Raw genomic sequence first — 18303 nt, forward strand, 5'->3', positions numbered from 1 at the left:
AGAATGTACGTTCCCTTATAATAGAGTTGAAGGAGGTGGAAAAGGATGAATATTGGTGTATTAAGATTTGATGAACCGAAAAGAGATACGACGAGGAAGATCATACACATTGATATGGATGCCTTTTTTGCCTCAGTAGAAGAACGTGAGAATCCAGATTTAAAAGGAAAACCAGTTATTATTGCTCGGCACCCCAAAGAAACTGGAGGCAAGGGAGTAGTGGCCACCGCAAATTATGAAGCACGTAAATTTGGCGTCCATTCTGCTATGAGTGCTCAAAAAGCATTTGAGTTATGTCCACATGGAAATTTTATATCGGGACACTATGATTTGTATAGGGAAATTTCAGCTGAAGTTCGAGCTATATTTGAAAGATATACAGATATCATTGAACCTCTTTCTTTAGATGAAGCCTATCTAGATGTAACTGAAAATAAACTGAATTTGGCCAGTGCAACTAAGATAGCTAAACTAATTCAAAGAGATATTTGGCTAGAAGTTCATTTGACTAGTTCTGCTGGAGTATCCTACAATAAATTTATTGCTAAATTAGCTTCTGATTATTATAAACCCGCTGGGATAACCGTTATCCCACCTGAAAAAGCATTAGATTTTTTACAAGAATTGCCTATTGAAAAATTTTATGGTGTGGGAAAAAAGACCGTTGAAAAAATGCATGAGTTATCAATCTATACTGGAAAAGATTTATTTCAAAAAGATGAAATGGAACTGATCCAACGATTCGGAAGAATGGGGTATTCTCTATATCGAAAAGTGAGAGGAATTGACAATTCACCTGTTCGTATAAGTCGTGAAAGAAAGTCCGTTGGAAGAGAATTGACCTATGGAAAAAATTTAATAACAGAGCAAGAAGTTGTGAGTGAATTAAGGCATATAGCAACTAAAGTACAAGCCTCACTTCAGAAAAACCAAAAGCATGGGAAAACAGTTGTTTTAAAAGTCCGGTATTCAAATTTTGAAACAGCAACTAAACGAATCACTTTACCTAATTATGTAAGAGATGGAGAAGAAATATTTTTTCATGCTCAAAATATTTGGGATGAAATTGGAATAATCGGTCGAGGAGTACGATTATTAGGGATTACGATTACAAACTTAGATCCATTATCTTATGAAAACATTGTATTGCCTTTATGGGATAAAGAAACTGACTATTGAGACTTGTTATACAACAAGACTAATTGCAATCAAAATTTGACAACGGTATAATACAATTATTCTATCCTTATCTAGTCTTTAGAGTTGAAAGGGGAGCACTACTATGAAAATTTCTTGGCATGGACAGTCTTGTGTACAAATTCAAACGAATTCGGGCTTTACTATTTTGATAGATCCTTTCATTACCGGTAATGCTAAAAGTGATTTAGATCCTCAGACTGTTAAAGCTGATGCGATCATTTTGACACATGCTCATAACGACCATATTGGAGATACTGAACCGATAGCAACAAGAACAGGTGCAATAATAGTTGCAAACGTTGAAATTGCTGATTTCTTTGCGAAAAAAGGATTTACTACTCACGGTATGCAGATGGGTGGTAAGCACCAATTTGATTTTGGCGAAATCAAAATGACTCCGGCCATTCATGGATCTTCATATGAAGTAGATGGAGAAGCAATAACCTTAGGGCTTGCTGCTGGGATTACTTTTACTGTGGATGGTCAAACGATCTATCACGCTGGAGATACTGCGTTGTTTACAGACATGAAATTGATTGGCGCGTATAAAACAATTGATGTTGCCTTTTTACCTATTGGAGATAATTTTACTATGGGACCTGAAGATGCGGCTATTGCTGCAAGTTATATCCAAGCAAAAAAAATTGTACCTATTCATTACGACACATTTCCATTAATTGAACAGGATGCTAGTGCTTTTTGTACAAGCTTACCTGAAGATCAAGGTCTCGTATTAAAAATAGGAGAGGAAATTGATTTATCTTATATGTAGGTTGGAGGCCAGTTAATGACTACGAAACACGATCAAATCATTACTTATATTGAAACATTGCCTGTTGGAGAAAAAATCTCTGTTCGATCCATTGCGAAAAATTTGAATGTAAGTGAAGGAACAGCTTATCGAGCAATAAAAGATGCACAGAATAATGGGTTAGTTTCCACTATTCAACGTGTGGGAACGATTCGAATTGAGCGTAAAATGAAAGAGACTTTTGAAACGTTGACTTATGGTGAAGTTGTAAAAATCATAGATGGCGACATTTTGGGTGGAGAAGAAGGGCTAGGTAAAGATTTGAGCAAGTTTATCATTGGTGCTATGACAGAAAAAGCAATGGTGCGGTATATCACACCAGGATCTTTAATGATTGTAGGGAATCGTGAGAATGCTCAAAGACTAGCTCTTGAAAACGGAGCAGCCGTATTGATCACTGGTGGTTTTAATACAAACAATGATATTATTTTACTAGCAAATAAATTGAAGCTGCCTGTTTTGACGACCACTTATGACTCTTTTACTGTAGCAACCTTAATCAATAGAGCTATTACTGATCAATTGATTAAAAAAGAAATTATGCTTGTAGATGACATTTACACTAAAGAAGACAAAACACTTTATCTTACGATTGACCAATCTGTTTTAGATTATCGAAAACTAAATGAGCAAAGTCAACATACTCGTTTTCCAGTAGTCAATAGAAAAGGCCGACTGATTGGAATGGTAACCGCCAAAGATATTATCGGAAAACAAGATCATATCAATATTGAACGAGTCATGACCAAAAATCCTACCTTTGCAAAAACTCATATGAGCGTAGCAAGTGTTGGACATTTAATGATTTGGGATGGTTTGGAAGTAATGCCAATCGTTGAGGATGATTTAACGCTTATGGGTATTGTTTCAAGGCAAGACGTTATGAAAGCCATGCAATCCTCTCAACGTCAACCACAAATGGGGGATACGCTGTCTGACCAAATAAATGAAAATATTGAAATTTTAACTCTTGCTCCTTCAACAGAATTGACATCAGAAATCCCGTCTTACAAATTTAAAGTGACACCTCAAATGACAGATAATATAGGAAGTCTGTCGTTTGGATTATTAAGTGAAGTAATTACTACTGTAACGAAAAATACGCTGGTCATTTATCAAAAAAAGAATGCCATAGTTGAACAAATGAATTTGTATTATTTAAAATTGGTTCAATTAGGAAGTGAAATAGAAATTAGACCGCGTGTCTTTGAGATAGGCAGACGAACGGCTAAATTGGACATAGAAGTTTACACAGATACTGTGTTGGTAGCGAAAGCAACAGTGGTTTGTCAATTGATGCAAAGAAACTAAAGGAGAAATAGAATGGCTATAAACTTATATGATCAAATACTTGAAGCAATTAAAGAATCGAAAACTATTATTGTTCACAGACATAAGAATCCAGATCCAGATGCACTTGGTTCTCAAGGAGGATTAGTGGAAATCATAAAAACTAGTTTCCCAACGAAAAAAGTTTTAAAAGCTGGTGGCCCGGTAGGAGACTTAAATTATTTAACGGAGATGGATGATGTTTCAGACGAAGACTATAAAGAAGCTTTGGTTATCGTAACAGACACTGCTAATACACCACGTATTAGTGACGAGCGTTATAATCAAGGAAAGTTCTTAATTAAAATAGACCATCACCCTAATGATGATGTTTATGGTGACATTGTCTTAGTAGATACAAAAGCAAGCAGTTCGAGTGAAATCATTGCTGATTTCTGTTTTTATCACAAAGAAGTATTAGACATGACCGATAATGCTGCTAGATTATTATATGCAGGAATTGTAGGAGATACCGGGCGTTTCTTGTATCCAGCAACAACTCCAAAAACGATGCGTATCGTAGCCGATTTAATGGAACATCCTATTAAATCTGATGAAATCAATCGCAAAATGACGGCAATGTCTAGAAAAGTAGCGCAGTTATCAGGATATGTTTTACAAAATATAGAAATTCATCCATCAGGTGTAGGCAAAGTTCTATTAACTAAATCTATTTTAGATCAGTTTGATGTAAGTGATGCTGAAACTTCAGCAGTTGTGTCTTTGCCTAGTGCACTTGAAGAAGTAGTATTGTGGGGAATTTTCGTGGAACAACCAGAGGGCCATTTTCGTTGTCGCTTGAGATCTAAAGGACCAGTTATTAATGAAGTAGCTAAACAACATCATGGTGGTGGCCATCCGCTAGCTAGTGGAGCCAATGCAAAAGATTTAAATGAAGTAGAGCAGATTATCCATCAATTGATTCAAGTAGCTGAACAAAACTAAAAAGAAGCCCAGAGTTGATTTACAAACTCTGGGCTTTCATTAACTTGAAAATTGTGTATTAGTCTATATCATTTATTGCAACTTGTGGAGTTTTCTTGATAATATCAATCACTTCAAGCGTGCCATTGCCTGTTTTAATAACTTTAAAAGTATGATTGTTAAAGATGATCTCTTCACCAAGTGAAATATCGTACTTTTGGTTCATCATCCAACCACCAATAGTATCGACGTCTTCTTCTTCAATAGAGAGTCCAAATATATCATTTACATCGTCAATCAGCATTCTAGCGCTCAAACGATAATGATGATCGCCTATTTTTTTGATTTCAGGTTCACCGACAACTTCGTAATCGTCACTAATATCCCCAACAATTTCTTCTACGATATCTTCCATTGAAATAATGCCGCTTGTTCCACCATATTCATCAACAAGAACAGCTATTTGGTTACGTTCCTTTTGCATTTTAACTAATAATTCTTTAATTGGAATGGTTTCAATAACAGAAATAATCGGTCTAATGTACTCAGCAAAGCTGAAAGTTTCAGATAACTTTGCTTCAACGGCATCGACATACACAGCGAAAATTTCTTTTGTATTGATAATTCCTAATACAATATCTTTGTCGCCATCTTTGATGACAGGGTAACGGGTATAGCGTTCTTTACTGACCAATTGAGCAATCTCTCTTAAGGTCATTGATGTTGAGACAGTTACCATTTCCGTACGAGGTACCATAATTTCACGACTCATTCGATCGTCAAATGCAAAGACATTTTCTACAAATTGATATTCGTCACGATTGATCTCACCACTTTTTAAGCTTTCACCCATGATAATACGAAGTTCTTCCTCTGATACACCTTCTTCGGGTTCGCTGATATTTTTCAAACCGATTCGACGTGATATCCCATTTGCTACACTATTCAGTACAAATACTAAAGGATACATTATTCGAAACCAAATCTGAAGAGGTTTCGCTATAAATAATCCAATTTGTTCTGTTTTATTGATTGCAATATTTTTAGGAACCAGTTCTCCAATGATTACTTGAAGAGAGGTTAAAATAACAAAAGACAAAATGATAGAAGCAATCGTTGAAACAGAAGATGGAATAGCAATAGATGAAAACAGCAAATTAAACAAACGCCCAAAAGTTGGATCGCCCAACCAACCAATGGCTAATGAAGTAATCGTCACACCTAACTGTGTAGCAGATAGATAGGTATCTAATTTTTTTGTCATTTCTTTTAAAAGAATTGCTCGTTTGTCACCGTTTTCTATTAAGTACTCTAATCTTGATGGCCGAATACGGACTAGTACAAATTCAGACATTACGAATAAAGCTGCGATAAATAGGATAATAAAGAATGCAATGATTCCTGTTGTAATTGACAAATGGTTGTCTACGTTTAAATTAACGTAGACTTCACCTCCTTGGGGTATAATGTATAGTCATTCGATTAAATAATAGTTTATCATATAAAGAGTATCTCAATGATCAATAGTAAATTCCTTAGATTAAGGATAAAATACAAGATGAACAATGATCAAAAAAATAGATGTATGAACGAAACTATTTTTTTGATTGTTTAATATCCATATTCTGTTTTCTGTCCCAAGGTATCACCTCATCCTTTTTTTTAAAAAATTCGTATTAGACATTAAATAAGCTTTCTTATTTAATAAAGTCTTTAACTTTACTTTACATCAATATGGTAAAATGATAAAGAAAAAATACACAAAACTAAGTAAAACGTATCATTTAAATGACTGATCTTTTTGACATGTCCTCCTTAAGTAGGATGTGTCTTCGTTATTTTTTTGCTACACTCATTATGATAAGCTTCGATTTAGAATAAACGATTAAGGAATGAATGCAAATGAATGAATCTCCTTTTTTTGATAAGGTAAAAAAAGCTCTGCTTATTTTTTGGGAGTGGATAAAACCCTATTTGATAAAGTTTCATAAAAAAAGACAACGAGTTTGGAAAAGATACCAGATAAATAAAATTATTCTTTTGACTGTTTTAACCATTGCTTTAGCAGCAAGTGTTTATTTATTGTATTTAGCAAAAACAGCAAATGTCTCTACCTTGAAAGCAGGTTTAGAACAAACAACAACGATATATGATGTCAACAATGAAGAAGCAGGAACATTGTATTCTCAAAAAGGAACATTTGTCTCAATCGATGAAGTATCAGATTCTATAGAACAAGCTGTTATTTCAACTGAAGATAAACGTTTTTATAAACACTCAGGATTTGATCCTATTGGAATTGCAAGAGCTGCTGTAGGATATATCCTTAATGGAGGGAATATTGTTGGAGGTGGGAGCACCATTACTCAACAGTTAGCCAAAAATGCCTATCTAACGCTTGATCAAACTGTAATTCGAAAACTAAAAGAACTGTTTTTAGCTATTGAGATTGAAAAAGTGTATACAAAAGATGAGATTATTGAGATGTATCTTAATAATTCTTATTTTGGAAATGGTGTATGGGGAGTAGAGGATGCGTCTCAAAAATATTTTGGGAAATCTGCAGCAGATGTTACTTTATCAGAGGCAGCTACAATAGCAGGTATGCTAAAAGCTCCAAGTAATTACAATCCGATTGATAATTACGATAATGCTATCTCTCGAAGAAATGTAGTATTAGATCTAATGGCAACAAATGAACTAGTTACTCAAGAAGAAGTGGATGAACTAAAGGCTCAAGAATTAACATTAGTAGATGCTTATTCAGAAAAAGAGGGCTATCAATACCCATCATATTTTGATGCTGTAATAAATGAAGCCATGTATACCTATGATTTAAGTGAAGAAGCTGTTTTAAATAAAGGCTATAAAATTTATACTTCTTTGAATCAAGACTATCAACGTGCCATGGATGTGACTTACGAAAATGATTATTTGTTCCAAAATGCAGCAGATGGAACTCTTTTGGAAAGTGGATCGGTAGCTTTAGATCCAGAGACCGGTGGCGTATTTGCTATTTATGGTGGTCGAAAAGAACATACATTTAGAGGATTTAATTATGCGACGCAAATGGTTAGACAACCAGGTTCTATTATAAAACCCCTAGCTGTCTACACAGCAGCTCTTGAACAAGGTTACTCTATTGATTCCATGCTCGTTGATGAACCCTTGCCATATGGTAAAGATAAATACACACCTGAAAATGTTGACGACCAATATGAAGGTGAAGTTCCTATGTACCAAGCATTAGCAGAAAGTAAAAATGCTCCTGCAGTATGGTTGTTAAACGAAATTGGCTTAAATAAAGGATTTAAAAAAGTTGAAGAATTTGGTATTCCGTTAGTGGAGGGTACTGAAGGAGACGAATATCTAGGACTGGCATTAGGAGGCTTAAGTAAAGGCGTTTCTCCTCTCCAAATGGCAAGTGCTTATACAACTTTTGCGAATGAAGGAGTCATGAGTGAAGGACACTTTATTACTAAAATCGTTGATGCTACAGGTGCGGTTATTGTTGACAATACTAATTCTAAAAAAACTAAAATTACAACTCCAGAAGTAGCGGACCAGATGACCAGTATGCTGATGGGAGTATTTACTAATGGAACAGCACAGAATAATAATCCATCAGGGTATACAATAGCTGGTAAGACAGGGAGTACTGAAGTAACGTTTAATGATTCGGGCGGTACTACAGACCAATGGACAGTCGGATACACGCCGGATATTGTTATTGCAACTTGGATGGGATTTGACCCTACTGATGAAAATCACTATATGACGACGGGAAGTTCTACTGGTGTCGGACCATTATTTAAACAACAAATGGAAAATATTTTACCTTATACTGAACTTACAGCTTTTAATACACAAAGTGCTGAAAAAATCGTAGCTGAAGAAGCAGAAAACGAAGATGGATCGAATGACTGGAAGCAAGATGTCAAGGATACAATTGATTCGATAGGTGGAAAAGTAAAAGAAGGATCAGATATTTTGAAAGATAAATTTGGAAATCTCCTTGATAAATTTACCAATTGAGTAATCCAATAAATTTTTTAAGTGATTTAGATGAGAATAATGGAAAATAAAAGTGTGAAATGGTATAGTTATTAGGATGAGAACATAATTCAAATTGGAGAGTGAAGTTTATTATGAGTACGAATATCTATGATACAGCTAATACTTTAGAAAAAGAATTAAGAGACAGTGAAGAATACACTACATTAGTAGCAGCTTTTAATGAAGTGAAAAAAGATGAAGTAGCTAGCAAAATGTACTATGACTTCCAAGAAGTTCAAATTAAATTACAACAAAAACAAATGTCTGGGGAACAAATTACTGAAGAAGAAATTGCTGAAGCTCAAAACTTAGCTCAAACTTCAGGTGAAAATGACGTTATTAAAGGATTAATGGAAGCTGAACAACGTTTAAGCACATTGATTGAGGATTTAAACCGTATTATCATGAAACCTGTTCAAGATGTTTATCAAGCATAAAAGATAGAGTACTAAAAAGAACTCACTATTGCAAAAGAGTAGTGAGTTCTTTTTTTCTGAGACTATAGGAACGTATGTGCCCTTAAAAGATATGAAGGAAGGAGACAAATGAACTATAATGGTTAAATTTATACATGCAGCTGATTTACATTTAGATAGCCCATTTATAGGCTTAAAATCTTTGCCAGAATTTATTTGGAATGCCATTTATTTATCGACGTTTTCCGCTTTAACAAAGATTGTCGATAGTGCTATAACTAATCAAGTAGATTTTATTTGTTTGGTTGGCGATATCTATGATACTGATGAACGTAGTGTCAAAGCTCAAGCTTATTTGCGAAATGAAATGGAGCGCTTAAATAGTATGAATATACCAGTTTATCTACTACATGGTAATCATGACTACATAGAGAATACTGGCTTGCATCTTGATATGCCCCAAAATGTTTTTTTGTTTAATGAAACGGTAGAAACAAAATGGCTTACAACAAAAGAAGGAGAACAAATCGCAATTACGGGATTTAGTTATGATAAAAGATGGGTATTGGAAAGAAAAATTGTAGATTATCCTGAAAAAAATCCTCGCGCAACCTATCAGTTAGGTTTATTACACGGATTTTCAGAGGGAATCGATTCAGAACATGGAAAGTATGCTCCTTTCTCATTAGTAGAATTAAAAAGTAAGAAATATGATTATTGGGCATTAGGTCATATTCATAAAAGACAGCAATTAGCGACAAATCCTCCCATTGTTTATCCTGGAAATACTCAGGGAAGAAGTAGTAAAGAAAGTGGAGAAAAAGGATTTGAATTGGTAAAAATGTCAGAATCTGGGATAGTCTCTGAATTTTGTCCTTCTGCGACGATTCAATGGAAAACAATTGAATTATCTGTTAAAGATAAAAAGAATTTGGATGAGGTTTACAAAGCAGTGAAAGAGAGCGTTGCAGAACAAAAAAATGATTCTTATAGTCTGTTTCTTTCTATTCGCTTAACGGATAGTGAAAGTTTACTTGAAGGTGTCATAAAAAAAATTAAACAAGGTGAGTTAGTAGAAGCCTTACAACAAATCCCAAAAGCAGATCCTTTTGTTTGGGTTCATAAAATAGAATTAGAATCAGTTGTTGAGAATCATGTTCCAGCTATTCAAAAACTTTTCCCGGATGAATGGATCAAAGTAAAAAATGAATTAGAAAAAGAGTTCTTATTTAATGAAACAACAAATCCTCTTTTTGATTTTCCTGGAATGGAAGAGATTATTGAAACACGCGAAGAAAGATATCGGAAAAAAATAATGACAAATGCGAAAGAATTAGTTCGTAACCAACTTGGATTTGAAAGAAGTGATAATTTTGAAAATTGAATCTATAGAAATATATGGTTATGGCAAATGGATAGATCATAAAATAGATAAAATAACTAATTTACAGTTATTTTATGGTGAAAATGAAGCTGGAAAAACAACTCTTATGTCTTTTATTCATAGTATCCTCTTTGGATTTCCTTCTAAAATAAGTTCAGAGTTAAGATATGAACCTAAAAGTAGCAGTCAATATGGTGGACGATTATTTTTAACTGGAACTCAGTATGGAGATATTCAAATTGAACGTGTAAGAGGAAAAGCGAATGGAAAAGTAACCGTTACATTAGAAAATGGAGATACTGGCGGCGAAGAATGGCTTGAAAATATCTTATCAGGACTTGATAAAGCCACTTATCAAGCTTTATTTTCATTTGACCTGGAAGGTCTCCAAAAAGTGCAACAATTAAATCGCGAAAAGTTAAATCGTTACTTTTTAAGTGTTGGAACAATTGGAAATGAACAGTTACTAAAAGTTGCTGACAAGTTTCAAGCAGAAGCAAGTAAAATGTTTAAGCCAAATGGACGAGTGACTGTCATCAATAAAAAAATAGCTGAAGTTGAAAATAAAAGAAAACAAGTGAAATTAGCAAAAGAAAAAAACACTCAGTATATGGATTGGCAGATTGAGAAAGAAAAGTTAGAAAAAGAATTAGTGAGTTTACGAGAACAAAGAACGCATCACGAAGATAAGCTGATCAAGTTAAATCAATTAGAAGCTAATTGGGCACTATTTAGTGAAATGCAAGATATTCAAAACCAGCTAAAAAAAGAGCAGCTAGTTGAATTGCCAAAAGATGGATTGTACCAACTAAATCATTACAATCAAGAAATCAATCAACTAAAATTAACGATCACACAACAAAAAGAAAAATTGAATTACCTTAGCGACAAATCAGAAGAAACAAGAATATTAAAAGTTTTTGTTGAGTATAGATCTGAAATCAATCAATTGATGGAAAATCTAGACGATATCCAAGCTATAATCCAAGAGACAGTATTTATTAAAGAAGCACTTTCAACGATACACGATCAATTTTTACGTGAAAAACAAAAAATAGGGCTTAATGATGAGCAAGCTATCCCATCAGTTATGACTGAGGAACTTCTTAAAAAATTAAGTGATCTGCAAGATCAGAAAAAACAAAATGATCAACAAGTACAACAACTAAATGAACGTTTAGCGTTTTTAAACTTTCAACAAGAATCTTTAGGTGAACAACTTGATAAGTTAGAAAAAAGACTGTGGGATAATCAAACTTTTCAAGAAGTAGAAGATCAATTAGAAAAAAGCAAAGAAAGTCAACGTGCGTATACTAAAGTAGAAAATAAAACGGCAAATTCAACAAAAATAGGAATGGTCTTTAAGATAATCGTTTCTCTCATTCTACTCATCCTCGGTTTCTCCTTATCTAATACAATAGGTCTATTTTTTATTATTGCTGGTTTAGGATTTATTGCTTATAGTGGTTGGAGAATGGTTAAAAAAAGCGATTCTAAGAGAAGAATAGAGGAATATGAAGAGCCAGCTTACTCATTTGAGGAGTATATTCAACAAACTGAAATTCGAAAACAGTGGAGAGAGAAACTTGCTGAAATTGATCAAGTTATTTTTGAATTAAACGAAAAACATGATCAAAGTGAACAAGCTAATTTACAACAAGCCCATATTGAACAAGAATTTCAGTTAATAAAACAAGAATATGGATACCCATCACATTATATGATAGAAGATTTGTTAAAAGAGACTGATATTTTTGAAGGAATAAGAGAAAAAGAAATTACTATGTATAAAAAGCAAGAAGCGTTAAGTATTAAAGAAAACGAGATTTTAGTATGGAAAAATGACACTAAATATTTACAGCCGGTTATTTTTGTTGATTGGAGTAACAATGAACAACTAGTTGAAGGGATCAAACAGTTCTACAAGGAAGCCACAGCTGATGAAGATAAATTAAAAGACTTGATAAAACAACAAGAAGAAGCACATCAAGTCATTGAACAATTGATTATGCAACAAAAAGAATTTGAACAAAAGCGTATTCGTCTACTACATTCGATTAAAGTTAAATCGGAAGAAGATTTTCGTAAAAAATATATTTTAGACGAAGAATTATCTACGAAAAAAGCTCGTTTGAACTTATTAGAACAACAAGTTGGAGAATACAGTGAGATGCTTGAAACGTATCGTGATAAAACAGCTTTACTAGAAAGTATTCAAGGAATAAAGACGAAACTACAAAAATTAAAAGAAACAATTGAAAGTTTGTTAAATAAAAAAATAAAAATTGAAGTAGCTTTGAAAAATCTAGAAGTTGGTGGTGAGTACTCAGAATTACTACAAGAGTATGCCAACTTAAAAAGTGAAACGCAGACTTTAGTAGATGAGTGGGCCACTTATAAGCTCGCTGCTGAGCTTATTGAGCGTACATTGACTGAAGCTCGAAAAGATCGATTCCCAGCTACCATTCGAGACACAACACATTATTTTAGCATCTTAACAAAAGAAAATTATCAAAAAGTCTTTTTGAAAGAGGGGACGATAACTGTTCAACGCAAAGATGGTACTTTATTTGAAGCTTCAGAGCTTTCCCAAGCGACTGCTGAACAATTATATGTAGCTTTACGTTTTTCATTTGTAAAAAATGCTAACGATCTAATTCAACTACCATTACTAATAGATGATGGGTTTGTTAATTTTGATCAACAGCGAAAAAAAGAGATGTATCATCTATTGAAGCAAATTAGTGAAGATATCCAAATATTCTATTTTACTTTTGATGAATCTGTAACAGAGGTTTTTAGAAAAGAGCAGATAGAAATGTTATAATAAAGAAAAGTTTTGAATAGAAAGAGGGAGTCAAATGGAAAAGAAATTATTTGAGTACAGTAACGATGATACCTTCGAAATTTATTTACTGATTAAATCCGCAGATATTCGTGTGGCTAAGAATGGGAAAAAATTCATTGCTTTTACATTTCAAGATACAAGTGGTCAAATGGATGGTAAGTATTGGGATGCTTCAGAGGAAGATATTGCTGCTTTTACTGCTGGGAAAGTAGTTAAAGTTTCTGGGAAAAGAGAACTTTATCAAGGAAATCCTCAAATCAAATTATTTAAAATTGCTGTCACAAAATTAGGTGATCCAGATAATCCGGATTTATATGTTGAAAGAGCGCCCCTAAAAAAAGAAGATATGATGGAAGAAATAAACGATACACTATTTGAAATAACAAATGCTAATATGAACCGTATTGTACGATATTTATTGAATCATTATCAAAAACCATTTTTCCAACACCCAGCAGCAAAACGATTTCATCATGCCTTTACTGGTGGTCTAGCTTTTCATACGATATCTATGTTGAGAATTGCAAAAACGATCGCAAATCAATACGATGATATCAATAAGCCCTTACTTTATTCTGGAGTTATTTTGCATGACTTAGGCAAAGTTATTGAGCTTTCTGGTTCGATCTCTACAGAGTATACTTTAGAAGGAAATCTTTTGGGGCATATTGTTTTAGTAGATGAGGAAATTACAAAAGCCTGTATCTCTCTTAAAATAGATGAAAAAAGTGAAGACGTTCTACTTTTGAAACATATGGTGTTGGCCCACCACGGGCAGCTTGAGTATGGATCTCCTGTTAGACCAAAACTAAGAGAAGCTGAAATATTGTATATGATCGATAATTTTGATGCTACAATCAACATGCTAAACACTACATTAAGCAGAACTGAACCTGGGACGTTCTCTGAAAGGATTTTTGGATTAGATAATCGAACATTCTACAAACCTAGTGAATCCTCAGAAAAAATAAATGAAATTAAGTAGAAAAAAAAGAGTTGAGACAAATTAACGTCTCAACCCTTTTTTTTGTTTAAAGAAATTATTCAGCAGCAGATTCGTCAACAGCTGATTCGTCAACAGCAGATTCGTCAACAGCAGATTCGTCAGTAGCAGATTCGTCAACAGCAGATTCGTCAGTAGCAGATTCGTCAACAGCAGATTCGTCAGTAGCAGATTCATCAACAGCAGACTCTTCAACAGCAGATTCTTCGGTAGTAGATTCTTCAGTACCTAGGTAAGCATCCATTGCAGTAGATAAGTCTTTATCATCAATAATGATATTAGCATCTTTCATAATACCTGAGATAACTGCTTGAATAGAAGCACTATCAGCTAACTTAGTTGTGATTAATTGATCTTTAATTGTATCAGTTTCTTCTTCTAAAGTACCTTTTTCAGGTTTTTCAATCATTTTAATAACATGGAAACCATAATCTGTAGCAACTGGTTCAGTAGTCGTTTCGCCGTCTTTCAAAGCATATGCTGCTTCTTCAAATTCAGGGACCATTTCACCAGATGAGAAAGTCACTTCTCCGCCATTTTCAGCAGTAGCAGTGTCTGTTGAGTACTCTTTAGCAAGTTCTGCAAAATCAGCACCATCATTTAATTGATTAATAATATCTTTAGCCGTTTCTTCATCTTCTACAAGAATATGAGCTGCTGTAACTTCAGGAACATATTCGTCATAAGCTGCTTGAATTTCTTCATCAGTAAAATCAGTTTTATCTTTTACAGCTGCTTCAATTAAAAGATTTAAACGGATAGTATCTTTATAGCTATCAGCTGTATAACCTTGTTGTAGCATGATGTATTCAAAAGCTTCAGCTCCGCCGTAGTTTTCTTCTTCAGTAGAATATTGTTTGTCTACTACTTCATCTGTAACTTTATCGCCATACAAATCAGTTAAAACATCTTCAATGATCAACTGTTGAAGCATACTTGTTCCTACAGTTTCTTTCATTGCTTCATAAAACTCATCTTCCGTAATCTTTCCTGCGGTTGAAGAGGCTACAGTACTGTCAGAGCAACCCGCAATTGTTAATCCTGCTAAGATAGTCGCTGTCGCTAGTAATAATTTTTTCATTTCATTAACACATCCATTTCTTGTATTTTGCTGTAAATAAGTAGTTCGTAATCACAGATATAAATATACCATACTCATTTAGATAAAAAAAACTAAAATCCCAATATTTAGGTTAAAGTCAATTAAAAATCACAGAAAAAACATAAACTAAACTATTTGCGAAAAAAGTATAAAGGTAAGATCGTTCATTTTTCAATTTCTTTAAACATTACAATTTTTCTATTAGGCAAATAAAATAGGATTGAAACCCTAAAGTTCCAATCCTATTTTTTGATTATCCAACCGAATTAATTTATTTCATACTTTTTGTTACACCTTCGATATCCGTCGTTAATTTTTCAGTATGTTCTTGAATACGGCGCATGCGAGGTTCAGCTTCATATGAAAAATCATCTACCGATTCTTTCACATCTTGTGTGAATTCTTCAGCTAATGTTTTCCCCTCATTAGTCAACTGTGAAATTGCAGCTTTTAAGTCATTGACACTTTTTGAAACATCATTAACAAGAACTGTTGTGTCATCAACATAAGTTTTTAATACAGTTCTATTTTCTTTACCCGTACGTGGAGATTTAAGTAAACCATAGATTCCTCCAGCAACAGCACCTAAAGCTAGGCCATTCATAAAGTGTTTAGACATTAGTATTCCTCCATTTTACTTTTTATTGTTAAAGCTATGCTATCCAATTCTTCGGGCGTAAAACTTTCAGAATGATCGCCGAAATAAATAGAAAAATCATCTTGCTCATCATAACGTGGCAAGATATGTATATGAGAATGAAAAACAGACTGATAAGCAATTGTCCCGTTATTATTTATAATGTTCATTCCTTTGATTGCAGGATTTGATTTTTTGATGGCATGTGCAATTTTTGGGATTTTACTGCCAATAGTAGCTGCTAAAGTTTCATCTAATTCAAAAATATCTGCCACATGTGTTTTAGGAACGACTAAAGTATGTCCAGGTGTGACTTGAGTAAGATCTAAAAAAGCCACTACATCATCATCTTCATAGACTTTTCTACTTGGTATTTCATCATTGATTATTTTGCAAAAAATACAGTCTGTCATTTTAGTATCCTTCTTTCTACAACAAAATTTTTATATATCTATATAAGTTGCAATGAATATAGAAATAGGTTCTCTTATTTACTAAATGTATCATAAAAGACCGAGAAAGTGAAACGGTAACACATGTAAAAGGAAAAGATTCTCTTGCTTTCTTATGGTACAATAACTACATTAGCTTGTATAGAAGGGACTAAATAATTATGAGTTTAACGGTATCACATGTAACAGGAGGCTATAGCCAAATCCCTGTGTTAAAAGATGTATCCTTTGAAGTAGGAGATGGAAAATTAATTGGTTTGATCGGCTTAAATGGTGCCGGAAAGAGTACCACAATAAAGCATATCATCGGCCTGTTGCAATCTCAAAAAGGTGAAATCAGTATAGATGGTCTGACTTTAAAGAAAGATAAAGAACAGTATCGTAAAAAATTTGGCTTTATCCCTGAAACGCCTGTTTTATATGAAGAACTTACTTTAAAAGAACATATTGAAATTACAGCAATGGCTTACGATATACCCATAGACATTGCTTTTGAACGTGCAGATAAATTATTAAAAAGGTTCAGACTTGAAAATAAATTAGAATGGTTTCCAGCTAATTTTTCAAAAGGAATGAAACAAAAAGTTATGATTCTTTGTGCATTCTTAGTAGAGCCAAGTTTATATATAATAGATGAACCTTTTTTAGGTTTAGATCCATTAGCCATTAATGCTTTATTAGAATTAATGGGAGAAATGAAAAAACAAGGTGCTTCTATTTTAATGTCTACTCATATATTAGCTACTGCTGAAAGACAATGTGATGGATTTATTTTATTGCATGAAGGTACAGTAAAAGCTGAAGGAACATTGGAAGATTTACGTACAACATTCAATATGCCGAATGCAACTTTAGATGAGATGTATATTCAACTAACAAAAGAAGAGGATAGTAAATGATGACAGAAATTTGGAAGCAGCGAGTTAGACACCATCAAAAAAGAATGATGAAGTACCTAAAGTATATTTTTAATGATCATTTTGTCATTGTTTGTTTGTTTTTAGTTGGAGCAATGGGGTATGCATATTCAAATTATCTTAAAACAATAGCTGGATATGACTTGAAAAGTAAGTTGATAGGGGTAGTGGTTTTTACAGTTGTATTAAATATAGGAAAACTAGCTACGCTTATCCAACCTGCTGACGCTGTATTTATGCTGCCAAAAGAAAAAGCAATGGAAGGTTATTTTAAACAAGCAAAACGACGCAGTTTAGGATTGCCAGTCTTTATTATTGTATTAACAGTGGGAGTATTGATGCCGTTGCTCGTTGCTTCAGCTGGTTTTGCTTTTTCTGATACCCTTTATTTTATTATTACGTTAGTCATTCTAAAAGAACTAGAACTTACTAATCAGGTATCAAATTTGAAAATAAAAGAAGCAAAGGAATGGAGAAAAATAAAGGCTTTTTCCTTCATTTTTTTTCTACTAATTAATAGTCTTGCTCTTTTTGTTAACCCAATAATTGGACTATTAGGAGCTGTCATTCTAACTATTTGCCATAAAAATTGGTTGAGTCGAAAAGACGATTCGTTAACTTATCAATGGGAAAAAATGATTGATAACGAGACAAATCGAATGAAGACTATATATAAATTTATTAACTTATTTACAGATATACCAGCTTTAAAAGGTGCAGTCAAAAGAAGAGCTTACTTAGATATTTTCTTGAAAAGCATTAAGAAAGAGACGAACAATGTATTTTATTACCTATTTGCCCGAGCATTTTTAAGAGGAACAGAGTACAGTGGATTATATGTACGTTTAACGATTATAGCCATGCTGCTTAGTGGTCTAGGAAATTCCTTTATTTTAAGTATCTTCCTAATAATAGTGTTTTTGTATTTAACGGGTTTTCAATTATTGCCGCTATATTTTCATTTTGATAATTTATCATTAAATCTATTGTATCCTGTAAAACAGATAAATAAGGTTCAGGCATTAAAGAGACTTCTATTTAAACTAATGGCTATTGAAGGTTTATTGATTATTTTAGTGTCTATTAGACACTTGTCTTTAATGGAGATTGGTATGTTGATCATGATTGTTGGGGTATTTGATTTAAGTTTTTGTTCATTGTATTTGCCTATTCGAATAAATAAAATGCTTAAAATACATCGATAATTGAAAAAAATTTAAATAG

Annotated in this window: 15 protein-coding genes; 11 read left to right on the plus strand and 4 right to left on the minus strand. The window is 33.3% G+C overall.

What is annotated here, in order from left to right; translation table 11 throughout:
* Positions 1 to 45 precede the first annotated feature (45 nt).
* The 4 genes from dinB to BR65_RS12760 all read left to right on the plus strand — a co-directional run bounded on the left by dinB (position 46) and on the right by BR65_RS12760 (position 4285).
* Positions 46 to 1179, plus strand: coding sequence for a DNA polymerase IV (gene dinB, locus BR65_RS12745; protein ID WP_023177238.1), 1134 nt, complete (start codon positions 46 to 48; stop codon positions 1177 to 1179).
* Positions 1180 to 1282: 103 nt separating this feature from the next.
* Entirely contained in the window at positions 1283 to 1972 is a 690-nt protein-coding gene (locus BR65_RS12750) for a metal-dependent hydrolase (protein WP_023177239.1), read from the plus strand.
* A gap of 15 nt (positions 1973 to 1987) precedes the next feature.
* Positions 1988 to 3322, plus strand: coding sequence for a DRTGG domain-containing protein (locus BR65_RS12755; RefSeq protein ID WP_034538480.1), 1335 nt, complete (start codon positions 1988 to 1990; stop codon positions 3320 to 3322).
* Between the two features lie 18 nt (positions 3323 to 3340).
* Complete coding sequence (locus tag BR65_RS12760) at positions 3341 to 4285, plus strand: DHH family phosphoesterase (protein ID WP_211251505.1); 945 nt, start codon at positions 3341 to 3343, stop codon at positions 4283 to 4285.
* Between the two features lie 58 nt (positions 4286 to 4343).
* On the opposite strand, the gene BR65_RS12765 is transcribed toward BR65_RS12760, so the two are convergent.
* The gene (locus BR65_RS12765; RefSeq protein ID WP_023177245.1) at positions 4344 to 5681 is read right to left on the minus strand and encodes a hemolysin family protein; all 1338 of its coding nucleotides are present in this window, start codon (positions 5679 to 5681) and stop codon (positions 4344 to 4346) included.
* Between the two features lie 485 nt (positions 5682 to 6166).
* Here BR65_RS12765 and BR65_RS12770 point away from each other — a divergent pair, with 485 nt between their 5' ends.
* The 5 genes from BR65_RS12770 to BR65_RS12790 all read left to right on the plus strand — a co-directional run bounded on the left by BR65_RS12770 (position 6167) and on the right by BR65_RS12790 (position 13953).
* Positions 6167 to 8299, plus strand: a complete 2133-nt coding sequence (locus BR65_RS12770) for a PBP1A family penicillin-binding protein (protein WP_023177247.1) — start codon at positions 6167 to 6169, stop codon at positions 8297 to 8299.
* Positions 8300 to 8412: 113 nt separating this feature from the next.
* Positions 8413 to 8757, plus strand: a complete 345-nt coding sequence (locus BR65_RS12775) for a YlbF/YmcA family competence regulator (protein ID WP_034538482.1) — start codon at positions 8413 to 8415, stop codon at positions 8755 to 8757.
* 118 nt (positions 8758 to 8875) lie between these two features.
* On the plus strand, positions 8876 to 10120 hold the full coding sequence (locus BR65_RS12780; RefSeq protein ID WP_034538483.1) for a metallophosphoesterase family protein: 1245 nt from the start codon (positions 8876 to 8878) through the stop codon (positions 10118 to 10120).
* Positions 10101 to 12947 carry an ATP-binding protein gene (locus tag BR65_RS12785; RefSeq protein ID WP_244877176.1) on the plus strand — a complete coding sequence of 949 codons (2847 nt, stop codon included), beginning with the start codon at positions 10101 to 10103 and terminating at the stop codon, positions 12945 to 12947. Before BR65_RS12780 ends, BR65_RS12785 begins: the two co-directional genes overlap by 20 nt.
* Positions 12948 to 12981: 34 nt before the next feature.
* Positions 12982 to 13953 carry a 3'-5' exoribonuclease YhaM family protein gene (locus BR65_RS12790; protein ID WP_023177254.1) on the plus strand — a complete coding sequence of 324 codons (972 nt, stop codon included), beginning with the start codon at positions 12982 to 12984 and terminating at the stop codon, positions 13951 to 13953.
* A 55-nt stretch (positions 13954 to 14008) separates the two neighbouring features.
* On the opposite strand, the gene BR65_RS12795 is transcribed toward BR65_RS12790, so the two are convergent.
* The 3 genes from BR65_RS12795 to BR65_RS12805 form a co-directional block, all read right to left on the minus strand.
* Positions 14009 to 15052 carry a peptidylprolyl isomerase gene (locus BR65_RS12795; protein ID WP_034538486.1) on the minus strand — a complete coding sequence of 348 codons (1044 nt, stop codon included), beginning with the start codon at positions 15050 to 15052 and terminating at the stop codon, positions 14009 to 14011.
* A 292-nt stretch (positions 15053 to 15344) separates the two neighbouring features.
* On the minus strand, positions 15345 to 15692 hold the full coding sequence (locus tag BR65_RS12800; protein ID WP_023177257.1) for a YtxH domain-containing protein: 348 nt from the start codon (positions 15690 to 15692) through the stop codon (positions 15345 to 15347).
* The gene (locus tag BR65_RS12805) at positions 15692 to 16123 is read right to left on the minus strand and encodes an HIT family protein (RefSeq protein WP_023177259.1); all 432 of its coding nucleotides are present in this window, start codon (positions 16121 to 16123) and stop codon (positions 15692 to 15694) included. Before BR65_RS12805 ends, BR65_RS12800 begins: the two co-directional genes overlap by 1 nt.
* A 200-nt stretch (positions 16124 to 16323) precedes the next feature.
* Here BR65_RS12805 and BR65_RS12810 point away from each other — a divergent pair, with 200 nt between their 5' ends.
* Both BR65_RS12810 and BR65_RS12815 read left to right on the plus strand, forming a co-directional pair.
* Positions 16324 to 17061, plus strand: coding sequence for an ABC transporter ATP-binding protein (locus BR65_RS12810; protein ID WP_023177260.1), 738 nt, complete (start codon positions 16324 to 16326; stop codon positions 17059 to 17061).
* Positions 17058 to 18284, plus strand: coding sequence for an ABC transporter permease (locus tag BR65_RS12815; RefSeq protein WP_034538487.1), 1227 nt, complete (start codon positions 17058 to 17060; stop codon positions 18282 to 18284). Before BR65_RS12810 ends, BR65_RS12815 begins: the two co-directional genes overlap by 4 nt.
* Positions 18285 to 18303: the final 19 nt, after the last annotated feature.

Source organism: Carnobacterium inhibens subsp. inhibens DSM 13024 (assembly GCF_000746825.1).
Taxonomy (GTDB): Bacteria; Bacillota; Bacilli; order Lactobacillales; family Carnobacteriaceae; genus Carnobacterium_B; species Carnobacterium_B inhibens.

Bases quoted from the DNA above. Each gene is read 5' to 3' on its own strand.
- BR65_RS12750 (WP_023177239.1), top strand. From the start codon at position 1,283: ATGAAAATTTCTTGGCATGGACAGTCTTGTGTACAAATTCAAACGAAT.
- BR65_RS12770 (WP_023177247.1), top strand. From the start codon at position 6,167: ATGAATGAATCTCCTTTTTTTGATAAGGTAAAAAAAGCTCTGCTTATT.
- BR65_RS12755 (WP_034538480.1), top strand. From the start codon at position 1,988: ATGACTACGAAACACGATCAAATCATTACTTATATTGAAACATTGCCT.
- BR65_RS12815 (WP_034538487.1), top strand. From the start codon at position 17,058: ATGATGACAGAAATTTGGAAGCAGCGAGTTAGACACCATCAAAAAAGA.
- BR65_RS12790 (WP_023177254.1), top strand. From the start codon at position 12,982: ATGGAAAAGAAATTATTTGAGTACAGTAACGATGATACCTTCGAAATT.
- BR65_RS12775 (WP_034538482.1), top strand. From the start codon at position 8,413: ATGAGTACGAATATCTATGATACAGCTAATACTTTAGAAAAAGAATTA.
- BR65_RS12780 (WP_034538483.1), top strand. From the start codon at position 8,876: ATGGTTAAATTTATACATGCAGCTGATTTACATTTAGATAGCCCATTT.
- BR65_RS12810 (WP_023177260.1), top strand. From the start codon at position 16,324: ATGAGTTTAACGGTATCACATGTAACAGGAGGCTATAGCCAAATCCCT.
- BR65_RS12800 (WP_023177257.1), bottom strand. From the start codon at position 15,692: ATGTCTAAACACTTTATGAATGGCCTAGCTTTAGGTGCTGTTGCTGGA.
- BR65_RS12805 (WP_023177259.1), bottom strand. From the start codon at position 16,123: ATGACAGACTGTATTTTTTGCAAAATAATCAATGATGAAATACCAAGT.
- BR65_RS12795 (WP_034538486.1), bottom strand. From the start codon at position 15,052: ATGAAAAAATTATTACTAGCGACAGCGACTATCTTAGCAGGATTAACA.
- dinB (WP_023177238.1), top strand. From the start codon at position 46: ATGAATATTGGTGTATTAAGATTTGATGAACCGAAAAGAGATACGACG.